The organism is Kangiella koreensis DSM 16069, from assembly GCF_000024085.1.
GTDB classification, from domain to species: Bacteria; Pseudomonadota; Gammaproteobacteria; order Enterobacterales; family Kangiellaceae; genus Kangiella; species Kangiella koreensis.
This window is the reverse complement of the sequence record NC_013166.1, coordinates 118,898-144,097: the sequence shown is the minus strand read 5'-3', so window position 1 is coordinate 144,097 and position 25,200 is coordinate 118,898. Positions and strand designations below refer to the sequence as shown.

At 43.9% G+C, this 25,200-nt stretch carries 26 protein-coding genes and 1 riboswitch; of the genes, 4 read left to right on the top strand and 22 right to left on the bottom strand.

The window, feature by feature from the left end; translation table 11 throughout:
• Positions 1 to 466: 466 nt before the first annotated feature.
• The gene (locus KKOR_RS00695) at positions 467 to 1,027 is read right to left on the bottom strand and encodes a chorismate--pyruvate lyase family protein (RefSeq protein WP_012800079.1); all 561 of its coding nucleotides are present in this window, start codon (positions 1,025 to 1,027) and stop codon (positions 467 to 469) included.
• Between the two features lie 60 nt (positions 1,028 to 1,087).
• Positions 1,088 to 1,990, bottom strand: a complete 903-nt coding sequence (locus tag KKOR_RS00690) for a hydrogen peroxide-inducible genes activator (protein ID WP_012800078.1) — start codon at positions 1,988 to 1,990, stop codon at positions 1,088 to 1,090.
• Positions 1,991 to 2,154: 164 nt separating this feature from the next.
• On the opposite strand from KKOR_RS00690, the gene ahpC reads away from it, so the two are divergent.
• The 3 genes from ahpC to KKOR_RS00675 all read left to right on the top strand — a co-directional run bounded on the left by ahpC (position 2,155) and on the right by KKOR_RS00675 (position 4,844).
• Positions 2,155 to 2,718, top strand: a complete 564-nt coding sequence (gene ahpC / locus KKOR_RS00685; protein ID WP_012800077.1) for an alkyl hydroperoxide reductase subunit C — start codon at positions 2,155 to 2,157, stop codon at positions 2,716 to 2,718.
• A 135-nt stretch (positions 2,719 to 2,853) separates the two neighbouring features.
• Complete coding sequence (gene ahpF, locus KKOR_RS00680; RefSeq protein WP_012800076.1) at positions 2,854 to 4,464, top strand: alkyl hydroperoxide reductase subunit F; 1,611 nt, start codon at positions 2,854 to 2,856, stop codon at positions 4,462 to 4,464.
• Positions 4,465 to 4,610: 146 nt separating this feature from the next.
• On the top strand, positions 4,611 to 4,844 hold the full coding sequence (locus KKOR_RS00675) for a putative signal transducing protein (protein WP_012800075.1): 234 nt from the start codon (positions 4,611 to 4,613) through the stop codon (positions 4,842 to 4,844).
• A 10-nt stretch (positions 4,845 to 4,854) separates the two neighbouring features.
• Here the strand turns inward: KKOR_RS00675 and glpE are convergent, their stop codons facing one another.
• The 16 genes from glpE to KKOR_RS00595 all read right to left on the bottom strand — a co-directional run bounded on the left by glpE (position 4,855) and on the right by KKOR_RS00595 (position 19,694).
• Positions 4,855 to 5,163 carry a thiosulfate sulfurtransferase GlpE gene (gene glpE / locus KKOR_RS00670; protein WP_012800074.1) on the bottom strand — a complete coding sequence of 103 codons (309 nt, stop codon included), beginning with the start codon at positions 5,161 to 5,163 and terminating at the stop codon, positions 4,855 to 4,857.
• A gap of 12 nt (positions 5,164 to 5,175) precedes the next feature.
• The gene (locus KKOR_RS00665; protein WP_012800073.1) at positions 5,176 to 5,775 is read right to left on the bottom strand and encodes a rhomboid family intramembrane serine protease; all 600 of its coding nucleotides are present in this window, start codon (positions 5,773 to 5,775) and stop codon (positions 5,176 to 5,178) included.
• Positions 5,768 to 6,229 carry a GNAT family N-acetyltransferase gene (locus KKOR_RS00660; RefSeq protein ID WP_012800072.1) on the bottom strand — a complete coding sequence of 154 codons (462 nt, stop codon included), beginning with the start codon at positions 6,227 to 6,229 and terminating at the stop codon, positions 5,768 to 5,770. The genes KKOR_RS00665 and KKOR_RS00660 overlap by 8 nt, the downstream gene beginning before the upstream one ends.
• A gap of 16 nt (positions 6,230 to 6,245) precedes the next feature.
• Positions 6,246 to 7,271 (bottom strand): L-threonine 3-dehydrogenase, encoded by a 1,026-nt coding sequence (gene tdh / locus KKOR_RS00655; RefSeq protein ID WP_012800071.1) that lies wholly within the window; start codon positions 7,269 to 7,271, stop codon positions 6,246 to 6,248.
• Between the two features lie 21 nt (positions 7,272 to 7,292).
• Positions 7,293 to 8,489, bottom strand: coding sequence for a glycine C-acetyltransferase (locus KKOR_RS00650; protein ID WP_012800070.1), 1,197 nt, complete (start codon positions 8,487 to 8,489; stop codon positions 7,293 to 7,295).
• Positions 8,490 to 8,693: 204 nt separating this feature from the next.
• Complete coding sequence (locus KKOR_RS00645; RefSeq protein WP_012800069.1) at positions 8,694 to 10,184, bottom strand: PH domain-containing protein; 1,491 nt, start codon at positions 10,182 to 10,184, stop codon at positions 8,694 to 8,696.
• Positions 10,174 to 10,728: a PH domain-containing protein gene (locus tag KKOR_RS00640; protein ID WP_012800068.1), complete on the bottom strand. Its 555-nt coding sequence runs from the start codon at positions 10,726 to 10,728 to the stop codon at positions 10,174 to 10,176. Before KKOR_RS00640 ends, KKOR_RS00645 begins: the two co-directional genes overlap by 11 nt.
• A gap of 87 nt (positions 10,729 to 10,815) precedes the next feature.
• Positions 10,816 to 11,169: a rhodanese-like domain-containing protein gene (locus tag KKOR_RS00635; RefSeq protein WP_012800067.1), complete on the bottom strand. Its 354-nt coding sequence runs from the start codon at positions 11,167 to 11,169 to the stop codon at positions 10,816 to 10,818.
• Positions 11,166 to 12,647 carry a thiamine phosphate synthase gene (thiE, locus tag KKOR_RS00630; protein WP_012800066.1) on the bottom strand — a complete coding sequence of 494 codons (1,482 nt, stop codon included), beginning with the start codon at positions 12,645 to 12,647 and terminating at the stop codon, positions 11,166 to 11,168. The genes KKOR_RS00635 and thiE overlap by 4 nt, the downstream gene beginning before the upstream one ends.
• On the bottom strand, positions 12,644 to 13,417 hold the full coding sequence (locus KKOR_RS00625) for a thiazole synthase (protein ID WP_012800065.1): 774 nt from the start codon (positions 13,415 to 13,417) through the stop codon (positions 12,644 to 12,646). The genes thiE and KKOR_RS00625 overlap by 4 nt, the downstream gene beginning before the upstream one ends.
• 379 nt (positions 13,418 to 13,796) lie before the next feature.
• Complete coding sequence (gene thiS / locus KKOR_RS00620; RefSeq protein ID WP_012800064.1) at positions 13,797 to 13,994, bottom strand: sulfur carrier protein ThiS; 198 nt, start codon at positions 13,992 to 13,994, stop codon at positions 13,797 to 13,799.
• A complete protein-coding gene (locus KKOR_RS00615) occupies positions 13,978 to 15,033 on the bottom strand; it encodes an FAD-dependent oxidoreductase (RefSeq protein WP_012800063.1) in 1,056 nt (351 codons plus the stop codon). Before KKOR_RS00615 ends, thiS begins: the two co-directional genes overlap by 17 nt.
• Positions 15,034 to 15,079: 46 nt before the next feature.
• On the bottom strand, positions 15,080 to 16,927 hold the full coding sequence (gene thiC / locus KKOR_RS00610) for a phosphomethylpyrimidine synthase ThiC (RefSeq protein ID WP_012800062.1): 1,848 nt from the start codon (positions 16,925 to 16,927) through the stop codon (positions 15,080 to 15,082).
• Positions 16,928 to 17,000: 73 nt separating this feature from the next.
• A riboswitch (TPP riboswitch) is annotated at positions 17,001 to 17,135 on the bottom strand.
• 184 nt (positions 17,136 to 17,319) lie between these two features.
• Entirely contained in the window at positions 17,320 to 17,784 is a 465-nt protein-coding gene (locus KKOR_RS00605) for a DUF4870 domain-containing protein (RefSeq protein ID WP_012800061.1), read from the bottom strand.
• A gap of 468 nt (positions 17,785 to 18,252) precedes the next feature.
• Entirely contained in the window at positions 18,253 to 18,639 is a 387-nt protein-coding gene (locus KKOR_RS00600; protein ID WP_012800060.1) for an ACT domain-containing protein, read from the bottom strand.
• A 2-nt stretch (positions 18,640 to 18,641) separates the two neighbouring features.
• On the bottom strand, positions 18,642 to 19,694 hold the full coding sequence (locus tag KKOR_RS00595) for a cysteine synthase A (protein ID WP_012800059.1): 1,053 nt from the start codon (positions 19,692 to 19,694) through the stop codon (positions 18,642 to 18,644).
• 160 nt (positions 19,695 to 19,854) lie between these two features.
• Between KKOR_RS00595 and KKOR_RS00590 the strand changes: the two genes are divergently transcribed.
• A complete protein-coding gene (locus KKOR_RS00590; protein ID WP_012800058.1) occupies positions 19,855 to 20,511 on the top strand; it encodes a 2OG-Fe(II) oxygenase in 657 nt (218 codons plus the stop codon).
• Between the two features lie 8 nt (positions 20,512 to 20,519).
• On the opposite strand, the gene KKOR_RS00585 is transcribed toward KKOR_RS00590, so the two are convergent.
• The 4 genes from KKOR_RS00585 to KKOR_RS00570 form a co-directional block, all read right to left on the bottom strand.
• The gene (locus KKOR_RS00585; protein ID WP_012800057.1) at positions 20,520 to 22,586 is read right to left on the bottom strand and encodes a tetratricopeptide repeat-containing diguanylate cyclase; all 2,067 of its coding nucleotides are present in this window, start codon (positions 22,584 to 22,586) and stop codon (positions 20,520 to 20,522) included.
• 242 nt (positions 22,587 to 22,828) lie between these two features.
• Positions 22,829 to 24,025: a hemolysin family protein gene (locus tag KKOR_RS00580; protein WP_012800056.1), complete on the bottom strand. Its 1,197-nt coding sequence runs from the start codon at positions 24,023 to 24,025 to the stop codon at positions 22,829 to 22,831.
• A 43-nt stretch (positions 24,026 to 24,068) separates the two neighbouring features.
• Positions 24,069 to 24,608: a manganese efflux pump MntP gene (locus KKOR_RS00575; protein ID WP_012800055.1), complete on the bottom strand. Its 540-nt coding sequence runs from the start codon at positions 24,606 to 24,608 to the stop codon at positions 24,069 to 24,071.
• Positions 24,609 to 24,668: 60 nt separating this feature from the next.
• The gene (locus tag KKOR_RS00570) at positions 24,669 to 25,187 is read right to left on the bottom strand and encodes a TspO/MBR family protein (protein WP_187287330.1); all 519 of its coding nucleotides are present in this window, start codon (positions 25,185 to 25,187) and stop codon (positions 24,669 to 24,671) included.
• Between the last annotated feature and the right edge of the window lie 13 nt (positions 25,188 to 25,200).

The following is a 25,200-nucleotide window of genomic DNA, read 5'->3' as shown; positions in this document are numbered from 1 at the left end:
AACGCATACTGGTGCCATTTGTTTTTATTCAATTTCGTCCCCTTTGTTGAACGTCATTATAAAATTTTGTTATGTTCATTTTTTGATCGAGCAAAAAACGAACCAAAAAACTCGCCCTAAAAGTTAGGCGCTGTGCGCTTCCCTCACCATTCAAAATCACTTAACGTGCCGCAAAACGAAACATCCATGTTTCGAATTTGCTAAATTGGGCTATCCTGCCCAATTTACACTATAATTTTGAATACTTCGGCTAACTTTTAATGGGTTATTTGGTGCTAGCCGCTATCTCTAGTGGTCTATGAAACCTACTTACTTGTTTGATGGTATATCGACTATATGCTGTTAAGTTACGCTTCTTATTCTTACGCACATAAGAAAAAGAAGGCCGCCAAAAGGCGAAACCCTATATTCAATTGAAGCACACGCTCGTTACAAAGCATTAATTTAAATCCAATATAAATAAATATTACCGATACAAGGGCGCATCCGGTAAAAATACTTCACACACCAACATACCATCTTTTTTATCTTTCTTTTTCCATAGTGAACGTCTTGCCCACAGTTTTGGTTGTTCGGGAGTCACTAATAAGTTTTCATTTTCTAAATATTGAATAGCACTTTGATAGAGCGGGCTGGTTTCTTCGAGCTGACACACTTGTAAAAACTGGCGTCTTAATTCTTCATCGGAAAAAAGGATACTTCCCAGTGGTTTATCGCCCAGTTTTTCAATCAAATGTTTGCTCGAAACAGGCATGGTAGTACGTGCATAAATCCAAGGCTGCTGCGGGCCATAGAGCACCACTTCGCGAACCTGACAGTTTACATCACCTTCTGTGTTTAGTGCAGTAGCCTCTTCCGTCGTTAAAATACCAGCACCTTCTTGCAATACATCAAGCTTTACCTGCTTTACATTGCGCGACAGCTTTTCTGTTAAAGAGCCAAACTCTGCGAGCCATTCGGCTACATGAAAGGGAAGCTCCTTTATTGCTGTATCGTCTGCATTTTGCCAGTGATTAAAATTCATCATGATGTCAGGCTAAACTAAAGTGCGGTCATTGTACTGGATCTTATTCACAATACCCAAGTGTTAGGCATTCTGCCCAGCCAAAGCGTCTCTGCAGACTTGCTTCAGGGCTTCAACGCTCGATAGACGGGTAAAGTTTGGGCGAATGATAAAGGCAATGCGACGATGCGGGCCTGGTTCTTTCAAATGCACCGCGGTTAATTCTTTATTTTGTGAAATCAGCTGATCAAGCGCCATATCCGGGATTAATGTCGTTCCTAGCTTACCCAGCACCATCTGGATCAGAGTATTCAGGCTGGTCGCGCCAAAGCCGTGTTCTGTCTGTTCTTTGCTTAATTTACAGGCATCCAGAATATGGTCTTTCAGGCAATGTCCTTCTTTAAGCAGCATCAGATTGCTGTGCATCATCTCATCGCTGGTAATTTCTTTTTGCTGACTGTACTTATCCCCTTTTAACGTCACCCAATAAAAATCCTCCTGCCAAAACTCCATGGTCAGTAAACCATCACAGGCATAGGGTAAGGCCAGGATCGCGGTATCCAGTTCGCCTTTTCGTACCTTTTCGACCAATACATGCGATTGCTCTTCGACAATCCGTAATTCTGCGTTCGGATAGCGTTGGTTCAAAATCGGGAACATTTTGGGCAGTAAATAAGGGGCAATGGTTGGGATTACTCCAACGGATAAAGGAAAGCTCAATGGTTCTTTCAGGCTTGAAGATAGATTTTGCAATGAGTTGACCTGAGCTACGATTTCGCGGGCGCGATCCAGTACCTCTCTGCCAATTGGCGTTACCAGCACTTTTTTATTGTCTCGCTCAAATATCTGCACGCCCAGCTGTTCTTCCAGCTGGCTAAGAGCCGTGCTTAGCGCCGACTGACTAACGTGGCATTTATCAGCTGCCTTCTTGAAGTGTAAGGTTTCTTCGGCCGCCAGAGCATAAGTGAGCTGTTTGAATGAAAGCATAGGGTACCACCCGATAGTTAGGTTTTATCTTCAGGAATCAACGTTCACTATTTTAGAACATAAACTTCAATATATCCAAATTTACTTATCAACGCCAGGCCCTTAAAGTAGTCCCCGAACTTAATTAAAGCCTTATTTATTAATCATCTTAGGAGATACATTTTATGGCACTTATCAACACTGAAATTAAACCATTTAAAGCCACAGCTTTTAAAAATGGAGAATTCGTTGAAGTTTCTAACAAAGACATCGAAGGCAAATGGGCAGTATTTTTCTTCTACCCAGCTGATTTCACTTTCGTCTGCCCTACAGAGCTTGGCGATTTGGCTGATCACTACGAAGACCTACAAAGCCGTGGCGTAGAAGTGTTCTCAGTTTCAACTGACACACACTTCACCCACAAAGCATGGCACGAGACTTCAGACACCATTGGCAAAATTAACTATGCCATGATCGGTGACCCAACGGGCGAAATCACCCGTAACTTTGACGTTATGCGCGAAGGGCAAGGTCTAGCAGACCGCGGAACTTTCGTAGTTGACCCTGATGGCGTCATCCAAGTGATGGAAATCACTGCTGAAGGTGTTGGCCGTGACGCTGAAGAGTTGGTTCGTAAGATTAAAGCCGCTCAATACGTACGCAACAACCCAGGTCAGGTTTGCCCAGCAGCCTGGAAAGAAGGTGAAGAAACTCTTGCTCCTTCATTAGACCTGGTAGGCAAAATCTAAGTAGAACTTTTATTAGGCCTACTCTAAAACGATGGCTGGCTTCGGCCAGCCAGCTCTCCGGAGCTTGAGCATTTCTCTGCCGTTCTTAGGCGGCGAAGGAATAACCAATTAACGCAAGACAAAGGTGAATACCCAATGTTGAACAATCAAATTTTAGAAGCCTTGAAAGGCTATACCGCCAAGATGCAAAAGACGGTGACTTTCGTTTTGCAAACCGGTGAGCATTCAAAGCGAAATGAACTTAAAGAATTTTTAAGCAGCTTTGTCAGCGTAAGCGACAAACTGCAACTTGAAGAACGTGACCTGTCCGGTCAGGTTCGCAGTCCGATCAGCTTCATTCTTGAGGCAGATGAGCAGGACACGGGTATTACTTTCTCAGGAATCCCATCCGGCCATGAGTTTAACTCATTGGTATTGGCGGTATTACAGGCTGCTGGCAGTCCAGTGAAGCTTGATGAATCCCTGAAGAAAATGGTTGCCAATGTGCAGCAGGAAATGAAGTTCGAAGTCTTTATCAGCCTGAGCTGCCACAACTGTCCCGACGTTGTGCAGGCCCTGAATCAGTTTGCACTGCTTAATCCAAATATCAGCGCAGAAATGATTGACGGTGGCCTGTTCCAAGACATGGTTAAAGCACGTGATATTCAGGGCGTGCCCAGTGTTTATCTTAACGGTGAACTCTTCGCCAACGGTAAAGTTACTGCCGCAGAATTGATTGATAAGTTGCTGGAGAAAGATCCCAGCATTGCGCAAGCAGGTCCCAGCGAGAAAATGCCATTGCAGGATGTGGTTGTAATTGGCGGTGGCCCAGCAGGTGTCGGCTCGGCAATTTATAGTGCCCGCAAAGGCTTAAAAGTTACCCTTATTGCGGATCGAATCGGTGGTCAGGTCAAGGACACTATGGGAATTGAAAACCTGATTTCTGTGCCTAAAACCACTGGCCCCGAATTATCCGGTGCTTTGCAGGCGCACTTGAATGATTATGACGTTACCGTCAAAGAGCATCTGCGTGTGACTAACATTGAACAAGGTGATATCAAAAGTATCACCCTGTCATCAGGTGAAGTGATTGACAGTAAAACCTTAATCATCGCCACCGGTGCTAAATGGCGTGAACTGGGCATTCCCGGCGAGAAAGAAAACATCGGTAATGGTGTTGCTTACTGCCCACACTGTGATGGTCCTTTCTTCAAAGGAAAAGATGTCGCAGTTATTGGTGGCGGTAACTCAGGCATTGAAGCCGCGCTGGATTTGGCGGGCATTGTAAAGTCAGTGACCGTATTCGAGTTTATGCCAGAACTGAAAGCGGACAAGGTATTGGTCGATCAGGCAGAAGCGCGTGACAACATCACCATTCTGCGTAATGTCGCCACCAAAGAGATTCATGCCGACAACGGTAAGGTATCAGCGATTGAATATCAGGACCGAGTGACAGAAGCGAACCACAGTTTAAAACTGGATGGCGTTTTTGTGCAGATTGGTCTGGTGCCAAACAGCAAGTTCTTAGGCGATGTGGTTGAGCTGACACGTTTTGGTGAAGTGGTCATTAACGAGAAGTGTGAAACTTCACAGCCCGGTATCTACGCTTGCGGAGACGTGACGACTGTACCTTATAAGCAAATCGTGGTGGCCATGGGCGAAGGCGCTAAAGCGTCACTGGCGTCCTTTGAATACCTGCTGGCTAATTCATCGAGACTTGATGCCATGTATCAAAATCATCAAACCAGCCAGTCAGCAGCAGCATAGTAAACTGTTGTCTTGTTAGAAGCGGGCCCTTGCGCCCGCTTTTTTTCTTTATTAGCACCATAGAAGCAATTCATGAATCTTGCTTAGCATCCTAATTGCAATTACCTTACCTTCATGGCTTAATATTAGTAAGCAAGGAGGTCCTTATGTCACTAGTAGTTGCAGAAACCTATCCCAACACCATGCAGGCGCACATCGCTCGCGGTCTTCTTGAATCCCACGGCATTAACGCCACCATCCTGCACGAACACACCCACAGCACCTACTCATTTGCTCTGGGAGAAGTACCGCTAATGGTTGACGAAGAGAACTATATTCGAGCGAAGGAAATATTGAATGAAGAGTTGCCGCCTGATCCGATAGAAAGTTTTTCAGCTTAACGTAAAGGCGTTAGCGTTCAACCGGGTTATTCAGCTTCCACAACTCAAAACCACCGTCCATACTGTAGACTTCTTTAAAGCCTTGTCCTGCAAAATATTGAGCCGCAGGTTGGCTGCTGTTGCCGTGATAACAAACCACCACCAGCGGTTTATCTTTATCAGACTCTTCAATAAATTCTGCGGCATTCTGATTATTGATATTCCTGGAGTCGGGCATGTGTCCTGCCGCGAATGATTGTGGGTCGCGGATATCGGCCAGCAAAACATCCTTGTCTTGCATTAGCTGTTTGGTATCTTCAATACTGATTCTTTTAAACATTATAAAGTTACTCTAAAACCTTCTGGTTTTTGCCGTGATGAATCCAAGCAAGCCACCACTGATTAAACCAATTAAGTGTGCCGCATTGGCGATATTTCCTAGTAGCCCAGTAAAGCCTAATACTAGCCATAACAACATAAACTGCATTAGACCTGGATGGACATGCACAGGGAAGAATGGATCGAAACGACGGCGTACAAAGTTAAAGCCTAACAGGCCATAAACGACGCCTGACATGCCGCCGAACAGATATGGTCTTCCTGAGCCAAAATAAATTGAGGAAAAATACTCGCCAACATTTGAAGCGACGCCAGTAATTAACACAATCACTAATAAGTACCAGCCGTTTCTGGCTTTTTCTATAGAGCCACCCTGATCCCAAAGCCACATCATGTTGAATAACAAGTGAATAGGGAAAGCACCAATCATAAAGTGTAAAAAGATGGGGGTGATTAGTCGGTGAACTTCACCTTGTAAGATAAGATTCCAGTTAAAAGCAAACCATAAGGTGTATTCATTTGTGCCTGACATAGTCAGAATACTGACCAGCACCGAAATACCAACCAAGGTTTTAGTCATCCAGCCGGCTTGCGATAAAAAATCTTTAAGCATCGTTATCCTCGTATTGTCTAATCATGCCTATATGTGGGATGCCATCTTCGAGATAGGGTTCCGTTACCGTGACAAAATCTAAGCTTGAATAAAAATCTTCAAGATACTCTTGCGCGCTGATCTTAATGTTTTTAGCAAAGTGTTCATCGCTGTAGCTCAACGCTAGCTGCATCATTTCTCGTGCTAAACCTTTTTTTCGGGCTGAACCCTCTGTGCAGACGCGTCCAATTGCAGCCAAGCCATGATAATGTTCCAACGACTCAAACAAACGCAAATATCCCACCAGCTTGCCATCCTCATAGGCCAATAAATGCATCGCCTCTTTATCCAGACCATCCAGATCCTGATACGGGCAATTTTGCTCAACGCAAAACACAGCCAAGCGAAGCTGCAGTAAGTCATACAACTCTTTCTTGGATAAACCATTCCAGCTTCGCCAGCGTAATGAGATCAAATTTGATGCTTCCCTATTAATCCCAACTCAAAACCACTTTCCCAGACTGACCACTGGCCATGGTTTCAAAGCCGGTTTCAAATTCATCAATCTTGAAGCGATGAGTGATCATTGGCGATACATCTAAACCGGATTGCAACATGGCGATCATTTTGTACCAGGTTTCATACATTTCTCGACCATAAATACCTTTAATGATTAATCCTTTAAAAATCACCTGGTTCCAGTCGATGGCCAAATCACTGGAAGGAATACCTAGCATGGCAATTTTGCCGCCATGGTTAATCGTTTGCAGCATGGATTTGAACGCTGAAGGTACACCGGACATCTCAAGGCCGACATCAAAACCTTCGACCATACCAATTTCCTTCATCACATCTTCCAGCTTTTCCTGACTGACGTTGACAGTGCGCGTTGCGCCCATTTGCTTAGCCAGGTCGAGTCTATAGTCATTGATGTCTGTGATCACCACATGGCGAGCGCCTGCATGGCGGGCAATGGCCGCAGCCATAATACCAATCGGACCAGCGCCGGTAATCAATACATCTTCACCGACCAGATCAAATGACAAAGCGGTATGCGCCGCATTGCCCAAAGGGTCGAGAATCGAAGCCACTTCATCGGAAATATCATCTGGAATTTTGTATGCATTCTCTGCTGGAATCACCAGATACTCACCAAAAGCGCCGGGGCGATTCACGCCAACACCAACCGTATTGCGGCATAAGTGACGACGGCCAGCACGACAATTACGGCAGAAGCCACAAGTGATATGGCCTTCGCCAGAAACACGGTCACCAACTTTAAAGCCTTTCACTTCCTGCCCAATTTCTTCAATGACACCGACATATTCATGACCAACGGTCATCGGTACCGGAATGGTGCTTTGTGCCCACTCATCCCAATGATAAATGTGCATGTCGGTACCGCAAATGGCGGTCTTTTTAATCTTGATCAGAACGTCATTGTGGCCCAGTTCAGGCTTAGGATGATCGACCATCCAAATGCCTTTTTCAGCTTTGGCTTTGCTTAATGTTTTCATTTGTTTCTACCCCAGACAGGATTAGCTGATTACGCCCAATTCTTTGCCGACTTTCTCAAAAGCGGCAATAGCGCGATCAATGTGTTCGATATCATGTGCGGCTGACATTTGGGTACGGATTCGGGCCTGCCCTTTTGGCACCACCGGGAATGAGAAGCCGATAACGTAGATGCCTTCTTTTAGCATCATGTCTGCGAACTTGCTGGCCAAGGAAGCATCGCCCAACATCACCGGGATAATCGGATGCTCACCTGGTACCAGTTCGAAACCTAACGCGGTCATTTTCTTACGGAAGTATTCGCTGTTATGACGTAGCTTTTGACGTAGCTCATCACCATTTTCCAGCATGTCCAAAACTTTTAAGCTAGCTGCTGCAATCACTGGGGCCAAAGTATTCGAGAACAGATAAGGACGCGAACGCTGACGCAACCATTCAACCACTTCTTTGCTCGCTGAGGTGTAACCACCAGATGCACCACCAAGTGCTTTACCCAATGTGCCAGTAATAATATCCACTCGCCCCATCACATCACAGAACTCATGCGAGCCTTTGCCCTTTTCGCCGATAAAACCAACTGCGTGTGAATCATCAACCATTACTAATGCATTGTATTTATCCGCCAGGTCACACACTGATTTCAGATCAGCAATGATGCCGTCCATCGAGAAAACACCATCGGTCACGATCAGCTTATAACGAGCACCGTCTGTATCAGCCTGTTGCAATTGCTTTTCTAAATCAGCCATATCGTTATTGGAATAGCGGTAACGCTTTGCTTTACACAAACGTACGCCGTCAATAATCGAAGCATGATTCAAAGAGTCAGAAATCACTGCATCTTCAGCGTCCAACAAGGTCTCAAACAAACCGCCATTGGCATCAAAACAAGAAGAATACAGAATGGTATCTTCCATGCCCAAGAAGTCACTAATACGCTGTTCCAGTTCTTTGTGCACTTTTTGCGTACCACAAATAAAACGCACAGAAGCCATGCCATAACCGTATTCATCGAGCGCTTCCTGACCGGCCTTGATCAACTCTGGACTATTGGCCAGACCTAGATAGTTATTAGCACAGAAGTTCAAAACATCTTCGCCAGTGGTGACATGAATATCCGCCGCTTGCTGCGAATCAATGACCCTTTCTTTCTTATAGAGGCCAGCTTCCTTTACTTCATCAATATTGTGTTGGATATGCTTGAGAAATTCTTGATTCATGAAATAACCTTTTTAATATTAGACACCTGCCCATGACAGGCCATTTGAAACCGATAAATTGGCGATATTCTAACATCTGCGCCGTGAATTTACTCTACTACAGTATGAAAATTATACGGCTTGAAGGGTTTGTACTATCAAACAGTTAAAGCCCACAATGACAGTGGGCTTTAATTTAGTGGCGGTAGTGACATCTCAAGATGACTACCACTTGAACTGAGTACCTTTAATCTTATCGCTGATGCTTCTTTTGATAGCCAGCGCCTCGTCGAGATTGATATAAGGGATATTAATATGGTGTGCTCCGACCATGGCTCCAGCGGTATCCACTTCCAGGCTAGCCATTCGATGGCGACGATCAAAAGGGCTTTCCTTAACAGCAATAGTTTGCGTTTTTGGTAGTCGAACAAAGGTGCATTTACTAAAGATCACGCCATCTTTAAAGCCAATTACCTCACCACTCAAAGTGTATCCTGCCGTGCGAATATAGGCTTTTGAATAATAGACGCTATACAGCCCCCATATCAGCAACCAGACCGGGTAGGCATAAATCGAATATAAGAGTGTCGGTAGACCTATCACCAGGCCAATGATTAGCATCACTTTCAGCACTCGACGCCAACCCTTTGGATTCAACCCTTTCCACTCAATGACATCCCAATCTACATCTTCCTGAATCTCTTTCAGCAATTGAGTGCGCATGGTATTCGGCGCTATTGGCGCCACCTGCTTCATGCTAACGCCTTGCTGGTCGTTATTAACACCACCGGCTGTTTCTATGGTGATGCCAATCCGCTTAAACCAACGATGCAGTAATGATTCGTGAATAGTCAGTGACTGAATTCGGCCCATTGGAATCGTCGCTTGAAGACGAGTCAACAGTCCCAAAGTCGCTTGTAACTTTTCTTTAGTTTTGATTAATACGAAACCATGAAATTTCAATAATGCCATGACTATAGAAAGCAACCATAAAGCTAGCAAAGCGAAGATGATTCCGATCAAAGTTAGCAGGGTAAAATACAGCCAACCATTCTCGATCTGGACACTACTAATTAATCCATCAATCCATTGGGTAAATTGGCTAATATAGTTTTTTACCAAGCGCTCAATCTGGTCATCCAAAAACTGCATGGTGAAACCCATAAAAACCGCTACAGCAACAATGCCACGATTGGTGATGATCCCGTAACGAACAATCTCGCCGAAGCTTAAGCTCAAGATACTGTCTTTCGGTTCAGCAACCTCTTCTTCCTGCTGCTCCTCTTCCTCTCCATTAATTTTTTGCTTCAGTTCTTTCACCGCCGCCATGTCAATAACATTAATTACGGCTTCGGGCCTACCGCCTGAGGCAGACTCTAATTGAACTTTAACTACCCCAAACAAGCGATGTAAGGGTGATTGAACTAAGTTTAAATTCTGAATTTTTTTATAAGGAACTTGCCGCACGTTGCGGAAAAAAATGCCCTCTTTGACGCGAATCTTATCGCCTTCCAGCCAATAACGATAAAATCGGTATTGGACAATCGCGCCCAAACTGATAATCAGCGCAAACCCTAAGGCGAATAACTCCCACGAACTTCCGCGGGTACTAAAAAGCGCTAATACAATCGGGAATATTAGCTTTTTAATATTTTCAAAGAGAATAAATAAGGGTGAAATTTTATGTAAGCGGTAAGCGTTAGTGTCAGACTGCATCGCTTTCGCCCTCTTCTTGCAATACTGAGCGCAACTCATGCGCTGTCTCTAATAAAATTCCTTCAAGGGAAACTGATGCATCACGGGTGCCGGCAGTATGGGTCACTAATTTGCCTAATTTATACTTACGATCTAATGGACCTTGCGCTACGTCAGTATGTTGAACCCGATTAAAAGGGACCAGAGTTTTCTTGCGCCACCAGACCCCCCGTTGAATATACAGGCCTTCATCGGCCAGCCAATACCAGGTGTAGTCGTATGATTTTTTGGCCCAGATAAAACCAATGGTAAAAACGATCAGTCCCGCAGTTACACCAATAGCGATAATCAGATAAGTTTCACTTAATAACGCTACTATTGTCGGCAACAGCATAATTATAAAGCTGACTAGCGCTACAGTAATTCTGGAAACCTTTATGGAATCAGGATGAAGACGCTGGCTGTTATCCGGCAACTGTTCGATCAGGCTCGCATCATGTAGCTGTTCTTGTGTGCGAGCTTGGTTATTAGTTGTAACTTGTCGTTGTTCTTGTTCAGTGCTCATAAGCGGTTTTCCCCAAAGCTTACTTGATGAGTAAAATTATAACGCGTCCCAAGATACAACACTGTAGCAGAATGTTACAGTCTGTTATCACTCTTCACTTCGTTTCAAAGCTTCCATACCACCATGCAAACTGTAGACACAGGAAAAATCAGCTTGTATTAAAAGGCTCGCAGCATTAAAACTCTTCTGCCCAACCTGACAAACAAGTACTATTGGCTGGTCTGGATCGAGCTGATTGATATGGCTGCCAAACTCCGTTATCGGAATATTTTTTAAGCTCTCATCTATGACAAACTTTAACTGTTGCTTATCAGTCTTATGTTCATCCTCATTTCTAACATCGATCACTAAGGGCGCGTCCTGCTGACTTGCCCATTGTTTTAATTGTTCTGGGCTTATCAACTGCACCTGGTCAGATTCTTGCCATTCGAACGTACTCATACTAAAGGCCTGTGTTGTTCAATCAGTTGCATCATATTGGTAGCGGTCTGCTCAGGATTATGAGACCGAGTAATTGCTGAAATCATCGCAATACCCGACACTCCTGTGCTTGCTACTTCTGCAATTCTATCAGCATTGATGCCCCCAATGGCAACCCATGGATAACTCTGCATTACGTTGTTCCAGTAACCTAAACTCTCAATACCGTGGGGTATCCAGGGCATCTGCTTACTGTCGGTATGATAGACAGGGCCGCACGCCAAATAACTGGGCTGTATCGCATGCGCGCGAGCCACTTCATAAAAACAGTGGGTACTAATGCCTAGATGCAGGCCAGCTTTACTGATTGCTGCGATATCCGCATCATCCAGATCTTCCTGTCCCAAATGCACACCAAAAGCGCCATGTTTTATTGCTAGCTGCCAATAGTCATTAATAAACAACTTTGCATCGTTTTGCTTTGCAATTTTTATCGCTGCCACGATCTCATTTTCTAATTCTTTATTTTTTAAATCTTTAACTCGAAGTTGAATGGTCGGTATGCCCAATGGTAGTAATCGCTCTAACCATTTGGCACTATCCACCACAGGGTATAAATCTAATGCCTGATTTTTAAGACAAGGGAAACAATGCTCATTCAATGCATACTGCTTGGTTAATCGAGGCATGTCCCGTTCATCGCCCGGCCACGATTGAACCGCTAACGGGCCTTTTTGATCCCTAATGCCATAACTGTGTCTTAATCCCTGGTTCAACACCATCTTGCCAATTACTACAGCATCTTCCACCGAATAATCCAAGGCTAAGGCTGTGGCTATGGCTGATGACAAAACGCAACCTGTACCCCGAGTGTTATCTGTTTCTTGTCTGTCACTGTGTAACCAAAACTGATGCTGCCTATTAACGAAAAAATCCGATGCCTGTTCTGAAGGCCAATGGCCGCCTTTAACCAATACCGCACTCGTGCCTGACTCTAATAGTTTCTTTGCCTGACTTTCTATATCGTCTATAGACTGAATCTTCTGCCCTGTTATTCTTGCCAACTCATCAATATTAGGGGTAAACACGGTCACCAGCGGCAATAACTTTTCCAGCTGCTCTAATACTTCGTCAGGCATAAATTGTGTACCAGACGAGCTTTCTATCACTGGATCGAAAACTAACTGGATGGGATTTGATGCTTTTTCTAGATAAGTTATTAATAATTGAATCGATTCTTCACTTGGTAACAGGCCGACTTTAATAGCATTGGGCTGGCCTAATTCTTGCAGGGCTTCGAGCTGTGACTGAAGTTGTTCTTTTGCAGACGGATTAATCGCCACCACACGTTGACTGTTTTGCGCAGTCAAAGCTGTCGTTACACAACAAGCGTGAGCACCTAATGCTTCTATTGTTCTTATATCCGCGACTTGTCCTGCCATACCTGAGTTATCGAGCCCAGCGTAACTCCAGACAACTGGTTTGCCTGTAACCTTCATGATTCCTGCTGCCAGAAGGGTTTACCCAACACAGGTGTGCTCGGTTTTGCTAAATCACGTTGTGGCATTGCACCAGCTTGATAAGCATTTCGACCTGCGCTCACCGCATCTTTAAATGCCGTCGCCATTAATACTGGATTCTCAGCCTGTGCAATTGCGGTATTCAAAAGTACGGCATCAAAGCCCATCTCCATTGCTTGCGTGGCATGAGATGGAAGCCCTAAGCCCGCATCAATCACCATCGGTACATCAGGCAAACGCTTGCGCAAAGTCTGCAGTGCATAAGGATCGGTCAAGCCTCGACCGGTTCCAATCGGCGCGCCCCACGGCATTAAAGTATTACAGCCCGCGTCCAACAAACGCTGACACAAAACTAAATCATCCGTGCAGTAGGGAAACACTTCAAAACCACGTTTAACCAATTCCTTTGTCGCTTCAACTAATTGAAAGGGATCCGGCTGTAGATTGTATTCATCACCAATCACTTCCAATTTAACCCAATCAGTTTGAAAAAGCTCGCGAGCCATTTCCGCAGTAGTAATCGCTTCTTTTGCCGAATGACAACCCGCCGTGTTCGGCAACCAATGACAATCCAACTGCTGTAATTGCTTCCAGAAATTCTCACCACCCAAACCCTGACGTCGAACAGACACAGTGACGATATCCGCCTCAGAAGCCTTAATTGAATCCAGCATGATTTGCGGCGATGGATATAAAGCCGTACCGACAAATAATCTGCTGTTAATTTCTTTACCACCGATTTTTAACATAAGTTTTTAGTTAGGTTGTTTTATTGTGCAAAGAGCGGTGCGTCACGACGCACCCTACTTATCTACGTATTCGCTTTTCTTGACTAACCTGTCGATGCATCAGAGTAGCACCATTAATCCCCTTATATTGGGCTGAGTAGTCCGAATGTCATAGCAATTCGAATCTTGGATGATTCGAATAATGAAATTCAGGCCATGGATGGACTGTATTTCATGGTGCGTTAAGTGACTTGAGGACTACGAAGGAAGTCATCTTTATGACCCCAATATCGGGGTGGCCTTCTTTTGGTTACTTTTCTTGGCCACACAAGAAAAGTAACTCGCTATAAAGCGAAACATTATTACAATTTGTAAATTGCCCCAGCAACGATTAGGCGATTTAACCGCCTTGCATCGGCAAAACTACTTCTATCCTGTCACCCTCTTTCAACATCGTCTCGCCATACAAAGATCTTGGTATAAACTCCATATTCACTGCTATCGCAAAGTTCCCTTCCTGCTTAAACCATTGTATAAAATCCAAGACCGTCATTTTCTCTGGTGCTTCCATGGTTTCATCATTAACTATTAACTGCATTGTCACCCTCTTTCTGTGAGCTTATGGCCTGGTCAAACTTTATCATCATTTGTTTAACGACTGCTGGTGCCAACAGAATACCATGTCGGTATAAACCATTAATTCTACCAACCCCATCTTCCAGTTCTATTGTTGGCAGGTTATCGGGCAACGCCGGACGGCAGTTGACAACCTGTTTGATAATGCGTGCTTCACCAAATGATTTATGCAAACTGTAGGCTGCGGATAACAGTTCCAGTGATGAGCGAACTGACACTGAACTATAATCTTCGCTTTCGATTTCCGTTGCACCTAATAAGTAAATATCATTGGGCCGTGGAACTATATAAATCCGATAGCGTGGATGCATCAATCTGGTTAAGTGATCAATTTTTACATCCCGTGCCTGCAACCAGAGTAATTCTCCCCGCACGCCCCTTAAGGGCAATTCATTTTTAGAACCTACCCCTCGACAGTCAAATACCCAATCAAAACTATATGTTTCTGCATTGGTTTTGATTTGTCCTGGCTCTATCGCTTGAACCTCAACCTGCTCTTTCCACTCGACATCTTTTTTCAGCAAAACCTGTTGCAGAGCATTAAGCAAGCCAATGGTATCCAGCTGCCCTTCATTAGTCAGCCATAGGCCATCGCCCATATGTGCCAATTCTGGTTCTTTATCGGCTACTGAAATATTCTGCACATAATCATCGCAATCGGCCAGCTTGTGTTTGAGCATACGATGAAAATGATTGAGCTCAATTTTATCAGAGCTATGAGCCGTTACTAATGATCCTATTTGTCGATAGAACACAGGCTGATCCAGTTCTTTGATCAGTTCCGGATAGAGTTGTATAGAGCGCTCACCCAGTTCAAAGATCGTGGGCTCGGCCATTTCCAATTCTGCCAACGGTGACAAAATTCCCGCCGCAGCAAACGAACACGCTGCTTCACTATTGAATGCATTCTTATCAAACAGTGTCACCTGATAGCCTTTTTTGACCATTTGCCAGGCCAACAGGCGACCTGCAATGCCTGCACCAACAATTCCGATCTTCATACAGTTGCTCATTCTTGTGTTTACTAGCCGTGTCTATTAGCCGAGGCTATTTAACCTCAACATAAATTTCTGCGCCCTGATTTTTAAATTCCGCTGACTTTTCTGCCATACCTTGCTCTATTTTTTTCTTCTCCTCAGCATAGTCACGAACATCCTGTGAAATTTTCATGGAACAGAATTTTGGTCCACACATGGAACAGAAGTGTGCCACTTTTGCGGAATCTTTCGGTAATGTTTCATCATGGAATTCTCGCGCTGTATCCGGATCAAGTCCTAAGTTGAATTGGTCTTCCCAGCGGAATTCAAATCGCGCTTGTGATAATTGATCATCGCGGTAGCGTGCGCCTGGATGTCCTTTTGCGATGTCTGCTGCATGCGCGGCTAATTTATAGGTGATGATTCCGGTTTTAACATCATCACGATTTGGCAAACCCAAATGCTCTTTGGGCGTCACGTAACACAGCATGGCACAACCGTACCAACCAATCATTGCGGCACCAATGCCGGAAGTAATATGGTCGTAACCCGGTGCGATATCGGTAGTCAATGGACCAAGCGTATAGAAAGGTGCTTCGTGACATTCTTTCAACTGCTTATCCATATTTTCTTTGATCATGTGCATCGGCACGTGACCCGGGCCTTCTATCATGACCTGCACATCATGTTCCCAGGCAATCTTGGTCAATTCACCTAATGTTTCCAACTCACCAAATTGCGCCGCATCATTGGCATCCGCCAATGAACCCGGACGTAGGCCATCTCCCAGCGAGAAGCTTACATCGTAAGCTTTCATGATTTTGCAGATCTCTTCAAAGTGGGTATAGAGGAAGTTCTCTTTATGATGCGCAATACACCATTTAGCCATAATGGAGCCACCGCGTGACACGATACCGGTTACTCGGTCAGCAGTTAAGGGCACATAGCGCAGTAAAACGCCAGCATGAATGGTAAAGTAATCCACCCCTTGCTCAGCCTGTTCAATCAATGTATCCCTGAATACTTCCCATGTCAGATCTTCCGCGACGCCACCGACTTTTTCCAGAGCCTGATAAATCGGTACAGTACCAATTGGTACCGGAGAATTTCGCAAAATATAATCACGTGTGGCATGGATATTTTTTCCGGTCGACAAATCCATGACCGTATCACCACCCCATCGCGTCGACCACACCAGTTTTTCAACTTCTTCTTCGATGCTGGATGTTACGGCAGAGTTACCAATGTTTGCATTGATCTTAACCAAGAAATTGCGGCCAATGATCATCGGCTCTAATTCAGTGTGATTAATATTGGCCGGTATAATCGCACGCCCGGCTGCAATTTCATCTCGCACGAATTCTGGTGTGATTGCTGGCGGAAGATTGGCACCGAACGACTCACCTTTTAATCGCTCTTCTCTTTCGCTATTAGCCTTTTCCTCAGATAACGCTGCACGTTTTTGATTTTCACGGATTGCTACATACTCCATTTCTGGCGTAACAATTCCCTGGCGTGCATAGTGTAGCTGGGTGACATTGTTGCCGACTTTGGCACGGAGTGGTTTGCGTTGCAGCTCAGGATTATGGGTGACAAAGGCTTTATCGCCATCTTCATAGCCATTATCAATCGGCTTAACTGCACGTCCTTGATATTCTTCCACATCACCACGACCAACCACCCAGTTACGACGTACTTCCTGCAAACCTTTGCGCACATCAATTTCAATGCTCAGATCGGTGTAAGGACCAGAGGTATCATATAGCGTGACTTTTTCACCATTGGTCAGACTAATTTCGCGCATCGGTACGCGAATATCTTCATGCAGATGTCCAGGCACATAAATTTTTTGTGATTTAGGTAAAGGTTCGCGAGTTATTTTATGTTTATTTAAATCGATGGGATCATTCTTTGCCACAATAGCCTCCAAAAGATAACAGGCAAGGCGCAAAGAAGTAATGAGAACAGAGCTTTATATGGTGAGATCGTCAGCTTGTGACATTACTCTTCCCTACGCCGATGCGAGTCGGATCAGGTTATACGGGTTTGCAAATGCATCTCAGCTCTTGATTCAAGACAGCCCATTGGCGGAAGTCTTAATCCCAAGCGCACCCCGAGAGTTGCTACAAATTATACACACCTTGTTTTTAAAATGAATAGGCACTATTACCAGAGATACAAAAAAAGCGGCATCTTTCGATTGCCGCTGGGGAGAATGGGGCGATGCAGCTTGAGAGAGTCAACCGCTGCCCCGCGTGGAGAGTCACTTCCTTATTATTAGTATTCTTTTTTAATGTCCTAAGCTAATACTTATTGAATCAACTTCATTGAGAATGGGTACTCATAGACACCACCTTCGCTGGCTTTGATTGCCGCCAATATGGTCACAATGAAGTGGAATATGATTAATCCAAACAAAATCGGAATACCAATTAAGATGATGCATAGGATTAATGCTGCACAGTAAGCAATAAACATGGTGATATTAAAGTTCAAAGCACGCTTACCATTTTCTGCAACGAGCGGCATATCGTCTTTCTTCAATAACCAGACCACTAAAGGGCCGAGCACCATGCCTATAACCGGCACCAACGGAACCATAGCAACAAAGGCCGCCAAGTGAGCAAACATAGACCAGGTCTTTTCTTCACCACGAATGTCCTCAGTACCTAATACTTCAGCTTCGCCTTCGTAGACTCGCTCTTTGTGTTCGCCACCTTGCTCTGGTTTACTTTCACCAGTGCCTTCAGTTTTTTTATCGTCTTCGTTGTTCATCACTAATTCCTCGTCTGAAATCTTTTTAAGACAACGACACTTTGTCGCTGCACAAATACAGATTAGCAAAGACTGATATTTCAAATTGTTACTTTGAGTGATAGGAATTGACGATAGATCGGTGCTTTCAATTAATTTCAGTTATATTCATAACGCATTGAAATCATTAATATTATTGCAGAAGCTTTTTTGAACCTAATCGAACAAACTTTCAACAGGCAGCTTCATTTATATCTTTTTTTTATATAACCTGTTGATATTATTAGTATTATTATTTTATTAATTTTTATTTTTTTGTTCAGTTTGGTGACAAAATGGGATTAACGTTTGATTTGTAGAGAAATGTTGGCAACTTCACTTAACATGCACTTATCATTGCTTTAATTCGCCCATTCTCGCCACTTTTCCATTCTGCCGACCGGTTTGCAATTTCAGCTATAATCAGCCATCCATTGCAACTTCATCAATTTAAACAAACACATAACCGGCTTTCTTCAACACAACCAAGGCTTCAGCAAGTTTTCTTTCCTTTACCAGAACATAGTCGGTATCAAAGGTGGAGACGACAAAGATCGGGATTTCTGCTTCTGCCAATACCTGGCTTATTCCAGCTATAATTCCTGTCAGGTTAAAGTCGAGCGGTCCTGCGACTTTTATTGCCCGCCAACCCAGCTCACTTTTCTGCACAGTGTCTTTTAGCAAATCACGGTTTATCGCCTCACAAACCAGTGATAATTCTTCATCGGTTGAGGACAAAAACCAACTTCCTTGTAAGTCCTCCAAATCCGTCATTGATAACAGTCGATGCACATCAAACTGTGCATCCAGTAATTTCAAATGTGGTTTCTTATCCATCATTAATCCTTGCCAGTAACGTTCACTATAACGCTGTCATCCATTGTCTTATAACGGTTGAACATCTGCTCTATGGTTTCTCTGTCTTCCTGTATGCCTTTTTCGGCCAGAAACTCCGGATTCCATAACTTTGAATAAGAGCGTTCCCCCGCATCGCACGCAAAGGTGACAATGGTTTTTCCGGGGCCAGATTTGGCTGCGGCAAAGAGTGCACCGGCAATATTTAATGCCGTGCTACTGCCCAGAACCAAACCATCTGCATTTCTTACTGCGCGCGAAACGGTGACTAAATCATCATCCGGTAAGGTTATGCCTTTATCAATTCTGGCCTGTGCAAAATTGGCTACCGTACGCATAATGCCAATCCCCTCGGTAAACGAGCTCCCCTGGGCTTTGTATTCACCAGTTTTGAGGTAGTGATAAATTCCAGATCCATCCGGATCGATTGACCATACCTGCACATCCTCATTTTGCTCTTTTAAAAAACGCGAACAACCACCAATAGTGCCACCAGTTCCCGACACCGATACTAAAGCGTCTACATTACCGTCAGTTTGCTGCCAAATTTCTGGTCCAGTGTGTTCGTAATGAGCTTTGGCATTACTGATATTCTCAAACTGGTTGGCCCACCAGTAGCTGTCGTTCTCTTCGCCAAGGCGCTTGGCTGTGTGATAAAAATGGTTCGGGTTGGCAAAGGGGCAAGGATCCACCAACATTAATTCTGAGCCATGCAGAGCAATCATCTTTTCTTTTTCCGGTGTTTGCCCCTTTGGCATAACAGTCAGCATCTTAAAGCCCAAAGCTTTGGCCACCACCGCCAAGCCAATACCGGTATTTCCGGCTGTGCCTTCTACAATAGTCATGCCGGGTTTGAGTTCACCTCTTGCAATGGCATCCTGCACCATCTGCAAAGCAGCCCGGTCCTTGATTGAGCCACCGGGATTCTGAAACTCGCACTTCACCAGAATCTCGCAATCCGTTAGCTGTGAAAGGGATGGTATCCTCAGTAAATCGGTATGACCAATCACTTCTGCTACATTCTGCTTGTATATCATTAAGGGTGTACTCACATCTATTCATCGATAGTGACTAGTCTAAATCAGCTATAGCAGAATTGCGACTGGCCTAATCCTATTGCCCACAGTGTGTAAATTTTGTTCACAAAATCTCATTTTTGGAGTATAAAACGCGCATATAACTTTTCGGTTTACGACATTGAGCCACGCCCTAACATCTGTTTCTTCGAGTTCTACTGGTTACTTCGATGACGATATCTTTACTCGTATCTGTGATGCTATTACTGAGCAGGGTTATATCGTTCTGCCGAATGCATTACCTCTAGACGTCCTAAATCATTTATTCAGTGGCTTAATTGACAGCAACCCACATCAGTTCGATCAGGCTGGCATTGGACGTGAGCAGGATTTCCACACCAACGAATTTGTACGTACTGACCAAATCCAATGGCTCGAACTACATCAAATTTTTGCCCAGGATTATTTCGCCTGGATAGAAGAGTTGCGATTACGCTTAAACCGTCATTTGTTTCTGGGTTTGTTTGATTACGAGTGTATGTTCGCACACTATCAGGAGGGGGCTTTCTACAAGCGCCATCTGGATGCCTTTCGGGGTGGCACCAATCGTCGTTTGACGACAGTGCTTTATTTGAATCCACAGTGGAATCCTGAAGATGGTGGTGAGTTATTGATTTACCGTAAGCGCTCAAAAACACCGATAGAAACTGTAGTACCAAGTTTTGGTACTTTAGTAGTATTTTTAAGTGAAGTATTTCCGCATGAAGTGTTACCAGCTAATAAGTCACGCTTTAGTCTTACAGGCTGGTATCGAATTAATGAAGGGCTAACTCTTTAGCCCTTTTTTTAAATCACATACTCTACTCTGTTACGGCCATTTTCTTTCGCTTGGTACAAAGCTTCATCGACACGTCTTAAAAATTCATCCATGTGTTCGCCTTGCTTATATTCTGTAACGCCAACACTAATGGTCGCATTTAACTCGCTTTCGATCTCTGTATATTGCTTGAGGTCAACTTCTTGCTGCAAACGCTTAGCTACCTGAATGGCTTGATCCAAATTGGCATTAGGCAACACTGCCAGGAATTCCTCACCACCAGTTCTACCTAACACATCATTATCACGCAGTAGTTCTTTACTAAAGTTTGATAGATTGGTCAGCACCACATCACCCACCGAGTGACCATGAATGTCATTAACAACTTTAAAGTGATCAATGTCATACATTAATATGCTTAATGGCTTTCCGCTTTGATTGGAGGACTCCATTTCTCTTTTTAATGCACGCTCAATCTGCCTACGATTTGCAAGACCAGTTAAACTATCGGTATGCGCCAACAATCTAAACTTACGAGAATTCGCTACCTGTCTTAATGAGAACCAAATCAGAACAACCGTTAAGACGCTACCTAGAATAATAGCCAAAATTTGCCACTTTCTTGCAGCTTGTAAAGATTCTAGTTGCTCATCCTTTAACTTCTGCTCCTGCTGCAAGCGCTCGTTTTCAATTTCTGTTTTTTCACTATCATACTCAAAGCGGAGCACTTGAGTTTGTTGATCCGAGCGCTGTCTATCGAGCTCTTTCTGCAACGCCATATATTTTTCATACTTTTCCAATGCCTTTGCACTATTACCCACTCGCTCATAGCTTTTAGCCCAACCCTCATATAACAGAGCCAAATAACGCTTATTGTTATTCGCTAGCATCAGTTGCTCCGCGTTAACAAAAAATTCTTCCGCTTGCTCAGGCTGTTCCAGATTACTAAAGGCGACGCCATAATACATCGAAGCCATACCGTCATAGCCACTGTTGCCCATCTTCTGTCTAGCTTCTTCAGCGAGCTTCAATTCTTGCATGGCCTTACCATATTGACCATCAAGGTTATAACCGCCAGCTAAAGCAATTCGGATTGGGACCATTTCAGTAATGATTCCCTTTCCTTCCGCAACCTTTAAAGCCGCAAGGTACTTCTCAATAGCTTTCCCAGGATTATTTCGCTGCTCTTCCATAAATCCCTGCTGCAAATACACACGAATTAATCCAAAGCCCAAGTTATCCTTCTTGGCAACTTCCTCTGATCGATTGAAATACTTTTCAGCTCGCTCTAAAAAACCTAATCGTCTGAAAATTATACCTATATCAAAAATCAGTCCATCGGACGCTTCCAGCACTCCTTCCTCTCGATATAATTCTTCCGCCTGAATACAGTCCTTTAAAGCAAAGTCATTCTCACCGAGTAAAGAACGAATACCACAACGGCTTACATAACCGTCAGCCATCAAAATCTTGTCATTCACTTCTTTGCCAATATCAATAGCCTTCTCGATATTCAATAGTGCTTCCGGAGTATTGCCAGTCCTATCTTCATAATTAGCTAAACATAAATAGAGGATGCCTTCTTCTAACCGCTCATCTCGCCCTTTGGCACTACTGATCATGTCGTTTGCTATTTGTGTCCCTCGCTGTGGATCATAAATACTACTCAAAAGACATTGGTAATAGACATAGGTTAAACGTCTATCTTCATCCCCATCAGGGATCAGCTGTTCCAGCTTTTCCAATTGCTTATCAAAATCTTGTTGGGTGACTAGCTCTATTTGTCCACTATCAATTTTATACAATAGTTCATCAAATACTTTTTGTTCCGCAGTCAGTTCTTTTGGCTGTACACCCACCACAGACTCATTGTCATGTTGATCGTCAAAAGTACCTTTAATGCCAGGCACAGAATTCATTGCATAGGCTGAAAGGCTCAACCAATAAATGAGAGCTCCTACGAATAAAGGAGAGATTAGATATTTCAATGTTATTGGGCGCCTCGTTTGGGGCATTGGCTTCCTTTCACTATCTACAATCGAGACGGCCACACGAACATTACCGTAGCGTCTTGCCATAGCTGAAGCCTTTTTCATGTTGACCTGCAATCACTTTAACAAATATAAATAATGAGCACTAGGTCACAGTGTCAATATTTTTTACAACTTTTGATATGTTTTGACAGGTTTTGTTGTATTTTTCCTTTTTTCCCTGATTAAACAATAGGTTAGTTCATAACCTATCCCACTACTGATTTGAAATATTTCATAAACAAATTGCAATCAACAAGTCATATATGACTTAAGCCGCTGACAAATTTTGTCAGTTTTGACTTATTTTATTGGCTTTCAGAGTCATTATCTATGATTAGGCCACGTTTTTCCGCTCTCTTACGCCACTGTTGTCGAGCCAACAATTGCATGTCCTTTACTTCGTCCATTTCATCCATTATTTCTAAGCCCAGTAACGTCTCAACCAGATCTTCAAGTGTCACCAAACCCGAGGTTTGCCCATACTCGTCCACCACCAGAGCTATATGCTGACGCTCATTCAACAACACTTCCATTAGGTCAGGTAATGGCATTTCAGCAAGCACACACATTAATTTACGCTTGAGATGAGCCAGAGTTCGAGCACCATGGTCTTTAGCCTGGGTCATCAGCACATCATCTTTCAGGACGAAGTCAGTGATATCATCATTATCTTCACTATATATCGGAATTCGCGAAAACCGAATATTCAACACCTGCTGGAACACTTCCTCAACCTTAGCGTTGGCCGGTAGCGAAACCATCACTGTTCGAGGCGTCATAATGTCTTTAGCTCTTAGCTGTCTGAAGCGAAATAGGCTACGCACCACTCTAAACTCATGCTCATCAATATCTCCGGTCCGCTCACCCAAACCCGCCATTGCCAGGAACTCATCTCGGCTGAAGATGTGTTGCTTTTTGCCATGAGAAATCCACTTGGTAATAGCCTCAGAAACCCATATCAATGGATAGAGAACCTTGATTAGCCATTGCACGAAGACCGCTGTAATAGAAGCCAATGGCTTCCAGTAAACAGCGCCAATGGTCTTTGGAATAATTTCAGAAAAAAACAGAATAGCTAGCGTCATTACTGCAGAGAAAATTCCAATCCAGCCACTGCCAAACACTACCGTTGCCTGAGCACCAGCCGCAATGGCACCGACCGTATGGGCAATTGTATTGAGCGTTAAAATGGCAGCAAGGGATCGGTCAACGCTGGTAATGCGCAACGTCCGTAATACTTTCGCTTTTTTGGGTCTCTTTTCTTGCAGATGTTCAATATAGGAGGGAGTGATACTCAATAGAACTGCTTCCGCGACTGAACATAAGAACGAAAACAGCAAAGCGATTAAAATATAAATGCTTAACAAGAGCCAATCAAAGCTGGTTACAGCTTGCGGCTCGCTTACCACCTGACTTGCCTTAACGGAAAAGGCAAAACCACTAAGTAGCATCAATAAAATAAATGTCTTAATTCCTTTAATCGAAAATATTTTGGGTGCCATCGGCTTCTTTCTTATTGATAAATTCTTTGAGTATCGGGACTACTTAGCCTAACACAATCTTGATGCCAATCAGTATTAATACTACACCACCTAGCAACTCCGCCTTGCTCTCCAGCCAGGTGCCGCTACGCTTGCCGATATACACTCCAATGGCACTCATCACAAAAGTCACCAGACCAATGATGAGGCAAGCCACCAGCGCATTCACTTGCAACAGATTCAAGGCAAACCCGGCTGCCATCGCATCAATACTGGTGGCAATGGCTAGCGTCAGCATGACGCGCTGCGTGATTTGTGAAATATCTTCTTCGATACCTTCTGAAAAAGCCTCAAAGATCATCTTTCCGCCAATAAATAGCAAAAGAAGAAAAGCTATCCAAGGTGCATACGCTTCAATCCAGCCCAACAGGCCCTTGCCGCCTAAATAACCCACCAGTGGCATCAGACCCTGAAACAGACCAAAGTAAACAGCAGCCCAGATAGCGAGCTTCTTATGACTTTCAACAGGTTTTGAACCAAGACCAACCGACACCGCAAAGGCGTCCATACTTAAGGCAAGCGCCAAAATAATAACTTCTATCATGTCTTATAATGGTTATTACTAATGGCGCTTATTGTAAGAATATTATCTACAAGACGCCACTTAACTGCCGAGTAATGCAGGGTTCATTTTCCAGACAGCATAATTCAGGATAGCTGCAAAGAGTACCCATAATAAATAGGGTGCGATTAATAAGGCTGCTAATTTATTAACCCCTAAAAAACCGACCACGGTGAAGCCAATAAATATCCACAACACAACGATATCAACAAATGCCCAACCACCCAGATGCCAGCTAAAGAACAACCAACTCCACAAAGCATTTAGCACCAGCTGCATAAGGAAAACGGTTAAGCCTGCATGGACTCTTTTTAGTGAAGCATTTAAATTATATCGCTCACGCCAAACCAACCAGGCGGCAATCCCCATGAAGGCATAAAGTACCGTCCAGACTGGGCCAAATAACCAACCCGGAGGTGCCCAGGATGGCTTCTCTAATTGACTGTAAAACTCTCCAGCGTCGACTGAAGCAATGGCGCCAATTGTTGCGGTGATAAATACCACAATCAACCAACCAAACAACCCAAGCAACTCTGTGCTCTTTTTTAACTTGCTCATGATTTCCCCCAGCTAT

Bases quoted from the DNA above. Each gene is read 5' to 3' on its own strand.
- KKOR_RS00695 (WP_012800079.1), bottom strand. From the start codon at position 1,027: ATGATGAATTTTAATCACTGGCAAAATGCAGACGATACAGCAATAAAG.
- KKOR_RS00690 (WP_012800078.1), bottom strand. From the start codon at position 1,990: ATGCTTTCATTCAAACAGCTCACTTATGCTCTGGCGGCCGAAGAAACC.
- ahpC (WP_012800077.1), top strand. From the start codon at position 2,155: ATGGCACTTATCAACACTGAAATTAAACCATTTAAAGCCACAGCTTTT.
- ahpF (WP_012800076.1), top strand. From the start codon at position 2,854: ATGTTGAACAATCAAATTTTAGAAGCCTTGAAAGGCTATACCGCCAAG.
- KKOR_RS00675 (WP_012800075.1), top strand. From the start codon at position 4,611: ATGTCACTAGTAGTTGCAGAAACCTATCCCAACACCATGCAGGCGCAC.
- glpE (WP_012800074.1), bottom strand. From the start codon at position 5,163: ATGTTTAAAAGAATCAGTATTGAAGATACCAAACAGCTAATGCAAGAC.
- KKOR_RS00665 (WP_012800073.1), bottom strand. From the start codon at position 5,775: ATGCTTAAAGATTTTTTATCGCAAGCCGGCTGGATGACTAAAACCTTG.
- tdh (WP_012800071.1), bottom strand. From the start codon at position 7,271: ATGAAAACATTAAGCAAAGCCAAAGCTGAAAAAGGCATTTGGATGGTC.
- KKOR_RS00650 (WP_012800070.1), bottom strand. From the start codon at position 8,489: ATGAATCAAGAATTTCTCAAGCATATCCAACACAATATTGATGAAGTA.
- KKOR_RS00645 (WP_012800069.1), bottom strand. From the start codon at position 10,184: ATGCAGTCTGACACTAACGCTTACCGCTTACATAAAATTTCACCCTTA.
- KKOR_RS00640 (WP_012800068.1), bottom strand. From the start codon at position 10,728: ATGAGCACTGAACAAGAACAACGACAAGTTACAACTAATAACCAAGCT.
- KKOR_RS00635 (WP_012800067.1), bottom strand. From the start codon at position 11,169: ATGAGTACGTTCGAATGGCAAGAATCTGACCAGGTGCAGTTGATAAGC.
- thiE (WP_012800066.1), bottom strand. From the start codon at position 12,647: ATGAAGGTTACAGGCAAACCAGTTGTCTGGAGTTACGCTGGGCTCGAT.
- KKOR_RS00625 (WP_012800065.1), bottom strand. From the start codon at position 13,417: ATGTTAAAAATCGGTGGTAAAGAAATTAACAGCAGATTATTTGTCGGT.
- thiS (WP_012800064.1), bottom strand. From the start codon at position 13,994: ATGCAGTTAATAGTTAATGATGAAACCATGGAAGCACCAGAGAAAATG.
- KKOR_RS00615 (WP_012800063.1), bottom strand. From the start codon at position 15,033: ATGAAGATCGGAATTGTTGGTGCAGGCATTGCAGGTCGCCTGTTGGCC.
- KKOR_RS00605 (WP_012800061.1), bottom strand. From the start codon at position 17,784: ATGAACAACGAAGACGATAAAAAAACTGAAGGCACTGGTGAAAGTAAA.
- KKOR_RS00600 (WP_012800060.1), bottom strand. From the start codon at position 18,639: ATGGATAAGAAACCACATTTGAAATTACTGGATGCACAGTTTGATGTG.
- KKOR_RS00595 (WP_012800059.1), bottom strand. From the start codon at position 19,694: ATGATATACAAGCAGAATGTAGCAGAAGTGATTGGTCATACCGATTTA.
- KKOR_RS00585 (WP_012800057.1), bottom strand. From the start codon at position 22,586: ATGAAAAAGGCTTCAGCTATGGCAAGACGCTACGGTAATGTTCGTGTG.
- KKOR_RS00580 (WP_012800056.1), bottom strand. From the start codon at position 24,025: ATGGCACCCAAAATATTTTCGATTAAAGGAATTAAGACATTTATTTTA.
- KKOR_RS00575 (WP_012800055.1), bottom strand. From the start codon at position 24,608: ATGATAGAAGTTATTATTTTGGCGCTTGCCTTAAGTATGGACGCCTTT.